Source organism: Streptomyces cavernicola (assembly GCF_029968035.1).
In the GTDB taxonomy this organism is placed as follows: domain Bacteria; phylum Actinomycetota; class Actinomycetes; order Streptomycetales; family Streptomycetaceae; genus Streptomyces; species Streptomyces cavernicola.
Map to the genome: position 1 here is coordinate 40,114 of NZ_JASCIQ010000033.1, position 13,877 is coordinate 53,990.

The 13,877-nt window shown below is 70.2% G+C and carries 13 protein-coding genes and 1 riboswitch; of the genes, 10 read left to right on the forward strand and 3 right to left on the reverse strand.

What is annotated here, in order from left to right:
• Nucleotides 1-97 precede the first annotated feature (97 nt).
• The 8 genes from QIS96_RS27215 (at nt 98) to QIS96_RS27250 (ending at nt 6,994) form a co-directional block, all read left to right on the forward strand.
• Nucleotides 98-994, forward strand: coding sequence for a DUF881 domain-containing protein (locus QIS96_RS27215; RefSeq protein ID WP_282545404.1), 897 nt, complete (start codon nt 98-100; stop codon nt 992-994).
• Nucleotides 991-1,323: a small basic family protein gene (locus tag QIS96_RS27220; RefSeq protein ID WP_019708255.1), complete on the forward strand. Its 333-nt coding sequence runs from the start codon at nt 991-993 to the stop codon at nt 1,321-1,323. The genes QIS96_RS27215 and QIS96_RS27220 overlap by 4 nt, the downstream gene beginning before the upstream one ends.
• Before the next feature lie 5 nt (nt 1,324-1,328).
• On the forward strand, nt 1,329-2,297 hold the full coding sequence (locus tag QIS96_RS27225; protein ID WP_282545405.1) for a DUF881 domain-containing protein: 969 nt from the start codon (nt 1,329-1,331) through the stop codon (nt 2,295-2,297).
• An 85-nt stretch (nt 2,298-2,382) separates the two neighbouring features.
• The gene (locus tag QIS96_RS27230; RefSeq protein ID WP_282545468.1) at nt 2,383-3,330 is read left to right on the forward strand and encodes an FHA domain-containing protein; all 948 of its coding nucleotides are present in this window, start codon (nt 2,383-2,385) and stop codon (nt 3,328-3,330) included.
• 44 nt (nt 3,331-3,374) lie between these two features.
• Nucleotides 3,375-4,121, forward strand: a complete 747-nt coding sequence (gene ftsR / locus QIS96_RS27235) for a transcriptional regulator FtsR (protein ID WP_282545406.1) — start codon at nt 3,375-3,377, stop codon at nt 4,119-4,121.
• Nucleotides 4,122-4,174: 53 nt separating this feature from the next.
• Complete coding sequence (locus tag QIS96_RS27240) at nt 4,175-4,648, forward strand: bifunctional nuclease family protein (protein WP_073772208.1); 474 nt, start codon at nt 4,175-4,177, stop codon at nt 4,646-4,648.
• Between the two features lie 170 nt (nt 4,649-4,818).
• The gene (locus tag QIS96_RS27245; protein WP_408907265.1) at nt 4,819-5,445 is read left to right on the forward strand and encodes a MerR family transcriptional regulator; all 627 of its coding nucleotides are present in this window, start codon (nt 4,819-4,821) and stop codon (nt 5,443-5,445) included.
• Between the two features lie 70 nt (nt 5,446-5,515).
• Entirely contained in the window at nt 5,516-6,994 is a 1,479-nt protein-coding gene (locus QIS96_RS27250; RefSeq protein WP_282545408.1) for a DNA polymerase IV, read from the forward strand.
• On the opposite strand, the gene QIS96_RS27255 is transcribed toward QIS96_RS27250, so the two are convergent.
• Complete coding sequence (locus QIS96_RS27255) at nt 6,940-7,329, reverse strand: PRC-barrel domain-containing protein (protein WP_282545409.1); 390 nt, start codon at nt 7,327-7,329, stop codon at nt 6,940-6,942. The two genes, QIS96_RS27250 and QIS96_RS27255, sit on opposite strands and share 55 nt — an antisense overlap.
• 157 nt (nt 7,330-7,486) lie before the next feature.
• A riboswitch (glycine riboswitch) is annotated at nt 7,487-7,592 on the forward strand.
• 180 nt (nt 7,593-7,772) lie between these two features.
• Between QIS96_RS27255 and gcvP the strand changes: the two genes are divergently transcribed.
• Nucleotides 7,773-10,658 carry an aminomethyl-transferring glycine dehydrogenase gene (gene gcvP, locus QIS96_RS27260; protein ID WP_282545410.1) on the forward strand — a complete coding sequence of 962 codons (2,886 nt, stop codon included), beginning with the start codon at nt 7,773-7,775 and terminating at the stop codon, nt 10,656-10,658.
• Nucleotides 10,659-10,777: 119 nt separating this feature from the next.
• Here the strand turns inward: gcvP and QIS96_RS27265 are convergent, their stop codons facing one another.
• Nucleotides 10,778-10,984 carry a DUF5999 family protein gene (locus tag QIS96_RS27265; protein WP_282545411.1) on the reverse strand — a complete coding sequence of 69 codons (207 nt, stop codon included), beginning with the start codon at nt 10,982-10,984 and terminating at the stop codon, nt 10,778-10,780.
• 278 nt (nt 10,985-11,262) lie between these two features.
• On the reverse strand, nt 11,263-11,850 hold the full coding sequence (locus QIS96_RS27270) for a hypothetical protein (protein WP_282545412.1): 588 nt from the start codon (nt 11,848-11,850) through the stop codon (nt 11,263-11,265).
• A 506-nt stretch (nt 11,851-12,356) separates the two neighbouring features.
• Here QIS96_RS27270 and QIS96_RS27275 point away from each other — a divergent pair.
• Nucleotides 12,357-13,877, forward strand: a complete 1,521-nt coding sequence (locus QIS96_RS27275) for a glutamate--cysteine ligase (protein ID WP_282545413.1) — start codon at nt 12,357-12,359, stop codon at nt 13,875-13,877.

Here is a 13,877-nt window from a genome sequence, read left to right on the forward strand (position 1 = left end):
CGTGGTCGGGGGGGGGGGGGGGGGGGGGGGGGCGCCCCCCCCCCCCCCCCCCACGCTCGGTGGGGCCATTCGGAGGTACGCGGCGCGACGTGCGACGATGTGCGGCATGCCGCAGCCCCCCGTTCGGAGCACACCCTCCCCGCCCGCGCGCCCGGACGCTTCGATGTCGCTGCTCACCAACGTGATGGACCACAGCCTCGACGACGGTTACGCGGAGGCCGCGGCGCGCAAGCAGGCGGAGGGCAACGGAGGCCTTCCGCGCACCCTGCGCGCCAAGTTGGGCCTCGCCGCGGGCCTCGTGCTCGCCGCTCTGATCGTGACGGTCGGGGCGGCGGAGGCGCGGATCGCGGCGCCGGTCGTGGCGAAGGAGCGCGAGGAGCTCATCGACCGCATCGAGCGCGAGACCGAGGCCGCCGAGAAGATCGAGGCCGAGGTGGACGCGCTGCGCGAGGACGTCGGTCGGCGACAGCGTGCCGCACTGCAGAAGCACGGCGGCGACAAGGGGGAGTTGACGGCGCTGCTCGCCGGCGCGACCGAGGTGTACGGGCCGGGCATCCGCCTCGTCGTCGACGACGCGAACGACACCGAGCAGGGCGGCGGCGGGCCCCGCGAGAGCACCGGCTTCTCCGACAACGGCCGGGTGCGCGACCGAGACATGCAGCGGGTCGTCAACGGCCTCTGGCAGTCCGGTGCGGAGGCCATCTCCATCAACGGCCAGCGGCTCACGTCGCTGTCGGCCATCCGTGCGGCGGGCGACGCCATACTGGTCGACAACAAGCCGCTGGTGCCCCCGTACACGGTGCTCGCGGTGGGGAACGGACAGCAGTTGAGCACCGAGTTCCAGGACAGCGTCGACGGTCAGTATCTGCACGCGCTGCAGGAGAACTTCCACATCAGGGCGCGCATCTACGTGGAGGACGAGGTGCGGCTGCCCGCCGCGCCGAGCCTGACCGTGCGCAATGCCGAGCCGCAAGCAGGAAAGGGCACATCGTGATCGCCGTACTGGGCCTCGTCGTGGGAGTCGTGGTCGGACTGTTGGTCCGGCCAGAGGTTCCCGCGGTGGTCGAGCCGTATCTTCCGATCGCTGTCGTGGCGGCACTCGACGCGGTGTTCGGCGGGTTGCGCGCGATGCTCGACGGGATCTTCGACGACAAGGTGTTCGTCGTGTCCTTCCTGTCCAACGTGGTCGTGGCCGCGCTGATCGTGTTCCTGGGTGACAAGTTGGGCGTGGGCGCGCAGCTTTCGACGGGTGTCGTGGTCGTGCTCGGTATCCGGATCTTCTCCAACGCTGCCGCGATCCGCCGGCACGTGTTCCGGGCGTGAGGCCGATGAGCAGCCCACTGCCTCCCGAGGAGCCCAAGAAGCCGTCCGGCGAAGGCGCGGAGAGCGCGCAGGAGCCGTCGAGCGCTGAGAAGAGCACCCGCGAGACCACCGCCAAGAGCGCGCAGGCGCATGCGGAGCAGAACGCGGACAAGAGCGCGGACGCGAGTGCGGAGAAGAAGGCCGAAGCCGGTGCCGAGCCGGGATCCGAGCCGGACGGTGATTCGGGCGGGACGGAGGAGCGCGGTGCCGAGGAGCAGCTGAGCGGGCGGCGGCGCCTGGCGCAGAGCCTGTGGCCGCCGAAGGTGACGCGGGCCCAACTCATCGTGGCGCTGCTGCTGTTCGTGCTCGGGCTCGGTCTTGCGATCCAGGTGCGGTCCAACAGCGAGAGCAGTGCTCTGCGCGGTGCGCGGCAGGAAGATCTTGTGCGCATTCTCGATGAACTCGACGACCGTACTCAGCGTCTTGAGGACGAGAAGCAGCGTCTCGACGACCAGCGCACCGAGTTGGAGAACAGCTCGGACCAGGCCGAGGAGGCGCGTAAGCAGACGATCGAGAAGGAGCGGCAACTGGGCGTGCTCGCGGGCACGGTGGCGGCACAGGGACCGGGCATCACCCTGACCGTGACCGACTCCACCGGCGCTGTCGAGGCGGACATGCTGCTCGACGCGATCCAGGAGCTGCGCGCGGCCGGTGCAGAGGCGATTCAGATCAACGACGTACGGGTGGTCGCGGGCACGTATCTCGAGGACGCCGAAGGGGGAGTGAGGGTGGACGGGCGCAAGGTGACGTCGCCGTTCCGCTTCAAGGTGATCGGCAAGCCGCAGGATCTGGAGCCGGCGCTCAACATCCCCGGCGGCGTGGTGCAGACGCTCGAGAAGGAGCAGGCCACGGTCGCGGTGGCACAGGCCGAGAAGATCGTCGTTGATGCCTTGCGACGGGCGAATCGTCCTGACTACGCTCGGTCGTCCTCCTAAGGAGGCGGGGGTACATGAGGGCAGTTGTGCAGGGACAAGCAGTAGCGGGGGGTCGACGCATCGGAAGTTTGGTGCGTGGTGGAAACTGTCGGGTGGATACGGACGTTGTGAGTATGAGTACGTCCGTGTTCCCGATGTACGCCGGTGTGAGCATTCAGGGTTCGTCCTGCCCCACGGGCGGGTCTGTTTCGGTCAAGGGGAATCGCCCGTGAAGTTGTTTGCGAAGTTGTTCGGCAAGAGCGGCCGAGAGGACGGTGGCGACGCCACCGCTCGTGACCGCGCGCCGCACCAGGCCGGGGCGCAGGGCGCCGACCGGCCGTTGTTCCGCGATGAGGTCGCCGGCGGCAGCGGTGACCTTTCGGGCCGCCCTGGCGCGTCTTCTGTTGACCCTGCGGCGTCCGGCCGCATAGGTTTCGGGGAACCGTCAACCTCAAGTACGGGTGGAGAGTTTGCCTCCGACCCGTACGCATCCGATGCCGCGCGGCAGGAGGATCCGTCCATGTCGGCCTTGCCGGTTTGTACCAGGTGTGGGCATCGGAACGCCGAGGCCAGCAGGTTCTGTTCCAACTGCGGTTCGCCGCTGCGCGCGGCCGCGGAGCGTCCTTCGGAGACGACGTCGACGATCTCGATCTCCGGCATCGAGGCGTACGACTCGGAGGCGACGGGACAGACGCAGTCGCCCGCGCTGTCCCCGGAGGCCCAGGCCGCCGTGGACGCGCTGCCGCTCGGCTCCGCCCTCCTGGTGGTGCGGCGCGGTCCGAACTCGGGCAGCCGCTTCCTTCTGGACGGCGAGCTGACGACGGCGGGTCGGCACCCGCAGAGCGACATCTTCCTGGACGACGTGACGGTGTCGCGCAGCCATGTGGAGTTCCGCCGCGGTGCCGACGGCTCGTTCACCGTCGCCGACGTGGGCAGCCTCAACGGCACGTACGTCAACCGGGAGCGGATCGACTCGGTCCTGCTGTCGAACGGCGACGAGGTGCAGATCGGTAAGTACCGGCTGGTGTTCTACGCGAGCCAGCGCAGTATCTGACCCACCCCCTGGCTCCGTCCGGGGGAGCACTCCAGGGAAGGTTCATGCGTCAATCACCGAGAGGCGGTGCCGATTCCGGCACCGCCACCGCGGGCGGTCGCCTGGTGAGCATCGGCTCGGTGCTCCATCAGCTGCGCGCCGAGTTCCCCGAGGTCACCATCTCCAAGATTCGCTTCCTGGAGTCCGAGGGGCTCGTCGAGCCGCAGCGCACGCCGTCCGGATACCGGAAGTTCAGCCCTGAGGACGTCGAGCGGCTCGCTCAGGTGTTGCGCATGCAGCGCGACCACTACCTGCCGCTGCGGGTCATCAAGGAGCACCTGGACGCCGCCGAGCGCGGCGAGGAGATGGCGTTGCCGTCCGTGGGGCCGCAGCGGGGCCCGACAGACGCCGTGGACGACCTGGCGGAGGTCGTGGTGCACGCAGCGGCCCTGGTCGGGCGTGCGGAGTTCCTGGCGGCCGCGGAGGTCGGCGAGGAGCAGCTCGACGAGTGGGAGTCGTACGGCCTGATCACGCCGGTGGCGGACGGCGGGTACGACATCGAGGCCGTGCAGGTGGCCCGGCTGATCGCGCAGCTGGGCGATTTCGGGATCGAGCCTCGGCATCTGCGGGCCATGCGGGCCTCGGCGGAGCGTGAGGCGGGACTGGTCGAGCAGGTCGTCGCGCCGCTGCGCCGGCACCGTAATCCGCAGACCAGAGCGCATGCGGAAGCCCGTACGAAAGAGCTGGCGGGGCTGACGGTTCGGCTGCATTCGGCGCTGGTTCAGACCGCGTTGCGGGTCCGGCTGCACTGATGAGAAGACGGCCCGACTACCCAAACCGGCCGGGCAGGTCCTAGGGTTGCTGTGTGAATGAGCTCGACGTCGTCGGTGTCCGGGTCGAAATGCCCTCCAACCAACCGATCGTGCTCCTGCGTGAAGTGGGAGGCGATCGGTACCTCCCCATCTGGATCGGTCCAGGGGAGGCGACCGCGATCGCCTTCGCACAGCAGGGGATGGCGCCTCCCAGGCCGCTGACGCACGACCTGTTCAAGGACGTGCTGGAGGCAGTGGGGCAGGAGCTCACGGAAGTGCGCATCACGGACCTGCGGGAAGGCGTCTTCTACGCGGAGCTGGTCTTCGCCAGCGGGGTCGAGGTCTCCGCCCGTCCGTCCGACGCCATAGCGCTCGCGCTGCGCACCGGTACGCCGATCTACGGCAGTGACGGTGTGCTCGACGACGCGGGGATCGCGATTCCGGACGAGCAGGAGGACGAGGTGGAGAAGTTCCGCGAGTTCCTCGACCAGATCTCGCCGGAGGATTTCGGCACCAACAGCCAGTGAAGCGCCGCGCAGGCGGACCTGTCAGACCATTCGGCTAGCCTTTCCCGGCGGTGGCGTACCGGAAACCACTCTCAGGGTGATTATCACTCGGCATGCCGAGTGTGGCGTTCGTTGACGCACCCTTGGGTACTGCCTACCGTCGAGAAGGCAGGTCAAGGACGGAGGTCGGCGTGAGAAGCAGCGGCGACGGTACGGCTGGGGGAGCTTCCGGACGGATTCCGGGAGAGAGCGGGCCGTATCCGCTCCACGGCAGGGCAGTCGGGCAGGGGCCGCAGCGGCCCGCGCTGAGCGGGGTGGACGCGCCGGAGTCGGTGGGGTACCGGGGGCCCACAGCTTGCGCGGCGGCCGGCATCACTTATCGACAGCTGGACTACTGGGCGCGTACGGGCCTTGTGGAGCCCAGCGTGCGGCCTGCGTACGGGTCGGGGACCCAGCGGCTCTACAGCTTCCGCGATGTGGTCCTCCTCAAGATCGTGAAGCGTTTCCTGGACACCGGTGTCTCGCTGCAGAACATCCGGACGACGGTCCAGCATCTGCGGGACCGCGGGTTCGCGGATCTGGAGCGGATGACGCTGATGAGCGACGGTGCGACGGTCTACGAGTGCTCCTCGCCCGACGAGGTCGTGGATCTGCTGCAGGGCGGCCAGGGGGTCTTCGGGATCGCCGTGGGCGTGGTGTGGCGGGACGTGGAGGCGGCGCTGTCGCAGCTGCACGGCGAGCGCATCGACACCGGTGAGACGCTCATCGGCCACAACCCGGCGGATGAGCTGGCGCGGCGGCGTAATCGCGCCGTCTGAGGCGGACTTGCCGACGGTGCGGTGTCTTGAGGGCGCCGCATTGTCAGTGGCGTAGGGCAGCATCGGTCATGTGAGATCGGCGCCCACGATTCTGCATCTGGACATGGATGCCTTCTTCGCATCGGCGGAGCAGGCAGCCAAGCCGAGCCTGCGCGGGAAAGCCGTGATCGTCGGGGGGCTCGGGCCGCGTGGTGTGGTGGCCACGGCGTCGTACGAGGCGCGGCGGTTCGGGGTGCACTCGGCGATGCCGATGGGGCAGGCGCGCAGGCTCGCGCCGAACGCCGCGTATCTGGTGCCGCGCTTCGGGCTCTACCGGGACGTCAGCGAGCAGGTCATGGAGTTGCTGCGGGGGCTTTCGCCGCTGGTGGAGCCGCTGAGCCTGGACGAGGCTTTCGTCGATCTGGAGGCCGGCGGGGTGGCCTCGGACGCGGTGTCCGCGCGGGCGGTGGGGGAGCGGCTGCGGGCGGACATACGGGCGGTGACGGGGCTGACGGGGTCGGTGGGTCTCGCCGCGTCGAAGATGATCGCGAAGATCGCCTCGGAGGAGGCGAAGCCGGACGGGCTGCGGCTGATCGTGCCGGGCACGGAGCGGGAGCTGCTCGGGCCGATGTCGGTGCGGACGCTGCCCGGGGTCGGGCCCGTGACCGGGGACCATCTGCGGCGGGCCGGGATCACCACGGTCGCCGAGATCGCCGAGGCGGGGCAGGACGAGCTGGTGCGGCTGCTCGGCAAGGCGCACGGCGTGCATCTGTACGAGATGGCGCTGGCGCGCGACGAGCGGCCCGTGGTGGCCGAGCGGGACACGAAGTCGGTGTCGGTGGAGGACACGTTCGACGTCGACATTCACGACCGGGTGCGGGTGCGTCTGGAGGTGGACCGGCTCGCGGAGCGGTGTGTGCAGCGGCTGCGGGCGGGCGGGCACTCGGGGCGGACGGTGGTCCTGAAGGTCAGGCGGTACGACTTCTCGACGCTGACCAGGTCCGAGACGCTGCGCGGGCCCACCGACGACCCCGGCGTCGTACGGGAGGCGGCGGCGCGGCTGTTGGAGGCGGTGGACACCACCGGCGGGGTGCGGTTGCTCGGGGTCGGGGTGTCCGGGCTCGCCGACTACACGCAGGAGGACCTGTTCGCGCAGGCGGCTCACGCGAAGGAGGAGAAGGAGGAGCGGGAGCGGCTTGAGCGGGGGCTGGAGGAGCCCGCGGCGGAGGCCGGCGTGCGGGAGGCGGCGGAGGCGGCGACGGTTCAGGAGGCGGCCGTCGAGCCGCCGGCTGAGCGGAGCTGGCTCGCGGGGCACGACGTTCGGCATGCGGAGTTCGGGCCGGGCTGGGTGCAGGGCAGCGGGCTCGGGCGGGTCACGGTGCGGTTCGAGACGCCGTGGTCGGAGCCGGGGCGGGTGCGGACGTTCAGGAGCGACGATCCGCTGCTCGAGCCCGGGGAGCCGCTGCCGCTGGTGGCCGGGGCGGACGACGGCGAGGAGGAGCCGTCGTACGGGGCTCAGGCGGGGGAGTCCGGGTCGTCGGCGCCGGCGATACGGCCGAAGTCGCGGTAGGGGGGCGGGGTCTCCATGGGGGCGGAGACGTCGATCCCGTAGTGGTGGTAGAGCTGCAGTTCCTGCTCGGGGGAGAGGTGGCGGCCGACGCCGAAGTCGGGGGCGTCCTTGATCAGGGAGCGGTCGAAGGGGACGCGGAGTGCGCCCTCCTTGAACTCGCTCGGTTCCAGGGGCACGAAGGCGTCCCGGCTGAACAGGCCCGTCCGTATCGCCGCCCACTCCATGGCGCCGGTGGCGTCGTCGAGGTACACCTCGTCCACCGTGCCCAGTTTGGAGCCGTTGCGGTCGAATGCCTTCCGGCCGATCAGGCTCCGCGGATCCATGTCGGTCTGCACGGTCCCTCCCGCAGGTCGCGACTCATCAGTCAGCACTGCACAAACATCCCTCATCACTACAAAAGAGCAGTTTCCCGGCGAAGGCCACTCGAGGCCTGAGTGGGCGGGCTCACCCTGACTGGCCGAACGTCTGCGCTGGTAGGCTGGCCACGGCTGCTGACCCCGTGCGGGAGAGCTCTCCGGTCGACGAAGACGCTGATCGGAGGCGCCGAAGGAGCAAATCCTCCCCGGAATCTCTCAGGCACCTGTACCGCACGGACGAGGTCACTCTGGAAAGCAGGGCGGGTGTCGACGGCTTCCGCTCTCACCGACGGTGAAAGCCGGGTCGCAGCGCATGTGCGGTCCGGTGAAACTCTCAGGTTGAGATGACAGAGGGGGAGGCCGTCCGGGTACCCGCGCCGTGGTGCCCCTCGTAGGTCGCAATCGACCAGGAGGCCTCCGCAATGAACGCCCCTCGCATTCCGCTCTCCCAGCTGGAGCGCGGCATCCCCTTCGAGCAGCGCCACATCGGCCCCGACGCCGAAGCGCGCGCCAAGATGCTCGCCCAGGTCGGGTACGGCTCGCTCGACGAGCTGACCGCCGCCGCCGTCCCGGATGTGATCAAGAGCGCCGAGGCCCTGAACCTCCCCGGTGAGCGCACCGAGGCCGAGGTCCTCGCCGAGCTGCGGTCCTTCGCCGACCGCAACGAGGTCCTGGCCCCGATGATCGGCCTCGGCTACTACGGCACGTTCACGCCGCCGGTGATCCTCCGCAACGTCATGGAGAACCCGGCCTGGTACACGGCCTACACCCCGTACCAGCCGGAGATCTCGCAGGGGCGGCTCGAGGCGCTGCTGAACTTCCAGACCGTCGTGGCCGATCTGACCGGGCTGCCCACCTCGGGCGCCTCGCTGCTCGACGAGGGCACCGCGGCCGCCGAGGCGATGGCGCTGTCGCGCCGGATCGGCAAGGTCAAGGACGGCGTCTTCCTGATCGACGCGGACGCGCTGCCGCAGACCATCGCCGTGATCGAGACGCGCGCCGAGCCGACCGGTGTCGAGGTCGTCGTCGCCGATCTCTCGCAGGGCATTCCGGCCGAGGTGGCCGAGCGCGGCGTCTTCGGCGTGCTGCTGCAGTACCCGGGCGCCTCCGGTGTCGTACGGGATCTGAAGCCGGTGATCGAGCAGGCGCACGAGCTGGGGGCGGTCGTGACCGTCGCCGCCGACCTGCTGGCGCTGACGCTGCTCACCTCGCCCGGCGAGCTGGGTGCGGACATCGCGGTGGGCACGACGCAGCGCTTCGGTGTGCCGATGGGCTTCGGCGGGCCGCACGCCGGATACATGGCGGTGCGGGAGAAGTTCGCGCGCAGCCTGCCCGGCCGCCTCGTCGGCGTCTCCGTCGACGCCGACGGCAACAAGGCGTACCGCCTGGCGCTGCAGACCCGTGAGCAGCACATCCGCCGCGAGAAGGCGACCAGCAACATCTGTACCGCGCAGGTGCTGCTCGCCGTGATGGCCGGTATGTACGCCGTGTACCACGGTCCGCAGGGCCTGAAGGACATCGCGCTGCGCACCCACCGTTACGCCACGATCCTCGCCGAGGGCCTCAAGGCCGGCGGCGCCGAGATCGTGCACGGCGCGTACTTCGACACCCTCACCGTGCGCGTGGCCGGGCGGGCCGCGGAGGTCGTCGCCGCCGCGCGTGAGCGGGGCGTCAACCTGCACCTCGTGGACGCCGATCAGGTGTCGATCGCCTGCGACGAGACCACCACACGGGCCCAACTGGCCGCCGTGTGGGCCGCGTTCGGCGTCGAGGCGGAGATCGAGGCGCTCGACGCCGCCGTCGCCGACACGCTGCCCGAGGGGCTGCTGCGCACCGACGAGTACCTGACGCACCCGGTGTTCCACCAGTACCGCTCCGAGACGGCGATGCTGCGCTACCTGCGCCGCCTCTCCGACCGGGACTACGCGCTCGACCGCGGCATGATCCCGCTCGGCTCCTGCACGATGAAGCTCAACGCGACGACCGAGATGGAGGCTGTCACCTGGCCCGAGTTCGGCGCGCTGCACCCCTTCGTGCCCGCCGAGCAGGCGCAGGGCTATCTGACGCTGATCCGTGAGCTGGAGGAGCGGCTCGCGGAGGTCACCGGCTACGACAAGGTGTCGCTGCAGCCCAACGCCGGTTCGCAGGGCGAGCTGGCCGGTCTGCTCGCGGTGCGCGGTTACCACCGGGCCAACGGCGACGAGCAGCGCACGATCTGCCTGATCCCGTCCTCCGCGCACGGCACGAACGCCGCGAGCGCCGTGATGGCCGGCATGAAGGTCGTCGTAGTGAAGACCGCCGACGACGGCGAGATCGACGTCGAGGATCTGCGCGCCAAGATCGAGAAGCACCGCGACGAGCTCGCCGTGCTGATGATCACGTACCCGTCGACGCACGGCGTCTTCGAGGAGCACGTCGCCGACATCTGCGCGCAGGTGCACGACGCGGGCGGCCAGGTGTACGTGGACGGCGCGAACCTCAACGCCCTTGTGGGGCTTGCCAAGCCGGGCCGGTTCGGCGGCGACGTCTCGCACCTGAACCTGCACAAGACGTTCTGCATCCCGCACGGCGGCGGTGGCCCCGGCGTCGGTCCGGTCGGTGTGCGCGAGCACCTCGCCCCGTACCTGCCGAACCACCCGCTGCAGCCGGCGGCCGGTCCGGAGACGGGCGTCGGGCCGATCTCGGCGGCGCCGTTCGGCTCGGCCGGCATCCTGCCGATCTCGTGGTCGTACGTCCGGCTCATGGGCGGCGAGGGCCTGAAGCGCGCCACGCAGGTCGCGGTGCTCGGCGCGAACTACATCGCGAAGCGTCTGGAGCCGCACTTCCCGGTGCTCTACACCGGGCCCGGCAACCTCGTCGCGCACGAGTGCATCATCGACATCCGGCCGCTCAGCAAGGCCACGGGCGTCTCGATCGACGACGTCGCCAAGCGCCTGATCGACTACGGCTTCCACGCGCCGACCATGTCGTTCCCGGTCGCCGGCACGCTGATGATCGAGCCGACGGAGAGCGAGGACCTGGCGGAGCTGGACCGGTTCTGCGACGCGATGATCGCGATCCGCGCGGAGATCGAGAAGGTCGGCACGGGCGAGTGGAGCTCCGAGGACAACCCGCTGCGGAACGCCCCGCACACGTCCGCCGTGCTCGCGGGCGAGTGGGAGCACGCGTACAGCCGCGAGGAGGCCGCGTTCCCGGCCGGTGTCGTCGCCGCCGACAAGTACTGGCCGCCGGTGCGCCGCATCGACCAGGCCTTCGGCGACCGCAACCTGGTCTGCTCCTGCCCGCCGATCGACGCGTACGAGGGCTGAGCGGGCCAGTAGCAACGCGTAACTGGGCATAAAAGTGGGCCGGTTCGGAGAGTGATCTCCGGGCCGGCCCGCTGTGTTCGTTCCGCTCGGGTGGTGTTCCCAGGGCCCTGAGCAGGGCTCTATGCGGCGCGCACCACCTGGCTGGTGCCCAGGGGTCGGTGCGGGGCGATGATCTGTCCGTTCGGCAGCAGCTCACCGGTGTCCTCGAAGAGCAGGACTCCGTTGCACAGCAGGCTCCAGCCCTGCTCCGGGTGGTGCGCCACGGGCAGCGCGGCCTCCCGGTCGGCGGAGTCGGCTGTGGGGCAGGGTGGCTGGTGCTGGCACATGGGTGTGTTCTTTCGGTCCGTCGTGGTTGGGATCTGCGTCCTGCGACTCGATGCGGCGTTCATTCCGCCCCCCGTTTGTGTGTCGGTCCGATCCAAGTGTTGCCCTACCGGCGTGATTCCGCAGGCATTTGACGGCAGAGCTCCACACCGGAGCAGGACGCGTCACTCGTGCGGCTGGTTCGGCCAACTCCGTTGTCTCTTCGGGTGGTTCGGGGTGGCCGGATGGGGCTAGTCCGGTTGGCGGGCGGCCTTTCGCGGCCGGCCCTCGCGGCCCCCGGTCAGGCGGGCGAGCCGAGGAGTGGCGCCGGGGCTATCCGGTGGGTGAGGACCGGCAGGAGTTCCGCGACGCGGTGCGGCCGGTGCGCGGCGATCCCGGGCGGGGCGGGTGCGAGCGGCACGAGGAGGTCCGTGGGCCGGGGCGAGCCCTCGGCCGGTCCGGCGTCGAGGTCGCCGTGCAGCCAGAGCGTGAGCATGTACAGCTCGGGCACGGACAGGAGCCGCGGCTGGTAGGGCGCGGGCAGGGCCTCGGCCTGGCGCAGGGCGCGTTCGCCGGCGGCGACGTACGGCCCCTCGACGATGTGCGAGAACGTCCAGCCGTCCGGGGTGAGGACGGTGTCGGCCGCGGCCACGGCTCGCTCACCGGAGTGCAGCAGGAAACGCCATCCTGTCAGCCGGGTGTGGGGCGGACCAGGGAGCGTGCCCGAGGGCGGGCCGGCGTGCGGCCTTATCCGGTCCAACACGTGGACGGGCAGCGGGAGTTCAGGTCGTACGGATCCCGGGGCGGGGCGCGGGGCCGTGGGGGAGGCGAGTGCCGCGAGGACGCTGCGCAGGGCGGGCGCGGGGGCGGTGAGGGGGTGCAGCGGCATGGTGGGTCGCCTCTCGTTCGACAGGCTGGGGTGCGCGGGACGCGGCGGGCGCACGGGGCAGAGCGGGACGGCGCTGTCGGGCTCTGGGGGACGGAGGGGCGGGGCGGGCATCGGACGTCCCGGAGGCGCCAACTCTCCGTCTCGTTCGCGGAGTTTATACGACGTGTGTTCCTGCGTTGTTTCGTCTAGCCGTATCCGCAGGGGCCTGCAAGGCGCTATTCGGTCGGCTCAATTCGGGGTGTGTCCCGGGCTTTTGCCGGGGCCGTCCGCTTGACCTCGCGGTCTTTCCCGTGCGGGGTCGGCCTGATGTCGTCGGAGATTTTCACCAGGCATGTACGGCGTGCAACTGCGCTTTGCCGCTTGCCCCATGAATGTGCCGTACGACAACAGGGTTGAGCTTAGCGGCCCGTGGGCATGTGCGGGGCGTTGTCGATCACATGCCTGGGCATCATCCTCCGTGGCGCAGCGGGATGCGGTGGGCTGCCCAATCGAGGAGGGACACTTCGATGGGGGAGAAAGTCGCGGCCGGTGCGTTCGACCTGGCCGACAGGCAGCGGTACCGCAGGAAGGTGCAGCAGTGCCTCGCGGCGCTGCGGCGACTGCTCGAAGAGGAGCGTTTCGACCGGCCGCGGAATCTCATGGGGATGGAGATAGAGCTGAATCTCGCGGGGCCCGACGGGCTGCCGAGGATGCTGAATGCGCAAGTGCTTGAACGTATCGCGAGCGGTGATTTCCAGACCGAACTCGGCATGTTCAACCTGGAAGTCAACATTGCCCCGCACCGGCTTCACCGCCGGGTTTTCGATCATCTCGCCGAGGAGTTGCGCACCGGTCTCGGCTACGCCCATCGAAAGGCCAACGAAGTCGCCGCCGGGATAGTGATGATCGGTATTCTGCCGACTCTCGGCGAGGACGATCTGGTGATCGCGAACCTTTCCGCGGTGGAGCGTTACCGGCTGCTCAACGACCAGATGGTGGCCGCGCGCGGCGAGCATTTCACCCTGGACATCGACGGCGTGGAACGTCTTGTGTGCACGTCGACGTCCATCGCGCCGGAGGCGGCCTGCACGTCCGTGCAGCTGCATCTGCAGGTGACCCCGGACCGGTTCGCGGACGTCTGGAACGCCGCGCAGGCGGTGGCGGCCGTGCAGATAGCGCTGGGCGCGAACGCGCCGTTCCTGTTCGGGCACGAGCTGTGGCGGGAGTCGCGGCCGCCGCTGTTCCTGCAGTCGACGGACACCCGGCCGCCCGAGCTGCAGGCCCAAGGGGTGCGCCCGCGCACGTGGTTCGGGGAGCGGTGGATCTCCTCGGCGTACGACCTCTTCGAGGAGAATCTGCGGTACTTCCCGCCGCTGCTTCCGATCTGCGACGACGAGGACGCGCTGCGGGTCCTCGACGACGGCGGAGTGCCGGGCCTCGCCGAACTGGCGCTGCACAACGGCACGGTCTACCGGTGGAACCGTCCGGTGTACGGGGTCGTGGACGGCGTACCGCATCTGCGGGTGGAGAACCGGGTGCTGCCCGCGGGGCCGACGGTCGTCGACGTGATCGCGAACGCCGCGTTCTACTACGGCGTCGTGCGGGCCCTCGCCGAGGACGCGCGGCCGGTGTGGACCAGGCTGCCGTTCGCGTCGGCCGCGCGGAACTTCGACGCGGCCTGCCGCTACGGCATCGAGGCGGAGTTGGAGTGGCCGCGGGCGGGCCGTTTCGGCGGTACGCACAGGGTGCCCGCGGTCGATCTCGTACGGGACGAGCTGCTGCCGTTGGCCGCGGCCGGGCTCGATGCGTGGGGGGTGGAGCCGAGGGACCGGGATCTGTACCTCGGGGTGATCGAGGGGCGGTGCAGACGGCGCGCGAACGGCGCCTCCTGGCAGGCGGCGACGTTCCACCGGGCGGTGCGCGGCGGGCTTTCGCGGGCGGACGCGCTGGCGGCGACCACGCGCCGGTACAGCGAGCTGATGCATCTGGGGGAGCCGGTGCACACGTGGCCGGTGGGGCTGCTGCCCGCACCGGCCGCCGCTCCCTGA

Bases quoted from the DNA above. Each gene is read 5' to 3' on its own strand.
- QIS96_RS27265 (WP_282545411.1), bottom strand. From the start codon at position 10,984: ATGTGCCAGCACCAGCCACCCTGCCCCACAGCCGACTCCGCCGACCGG.
- QIS96_RS27275 (WP_282545413.1), top strand. From the start codon at position 12,357: ATGGGGGAGAAAGTCGCGGCCGGTGCGTTCGACCTGGCCGACAGGCAG.
- QIS96_RS27270 (WP_282545412.1), bottom strand. From the start codon at position 11,850: ATGCCGCTGCACCCCCTCACCGCCCCCGCGCCCGCCCTGCGCAGCGTC.
- ftsR (WP_282545406.1), top strand. From the start codon at position 3,375: ATGCGTCAATCACCGAGAGGCGGTGCCGATTCCGGCACCGCCACCGCG.
- QIS96_RS27215 (WP_282545404.1), top strand. From the start codon at position 98: ATGTGCGGCATGCCGCAGCCCCCCGTTCGGAGCACACCCTCCCCGCCC.
- gcvP (WP_282545410.1), top strand. From the start codon at position 7,773: ATGAACGCCCCTCGCATTCCGCTCTCCCAGCTGGAGCGCGGCATCCCC.
- QIS96_RS27225 (WP_282545405.1), top strand. From the start codon at position 1,329: ATGAGCAGCCCACTGCCTCCCGAGGAGCCCAAGAAGCCGTCCGGCGAA.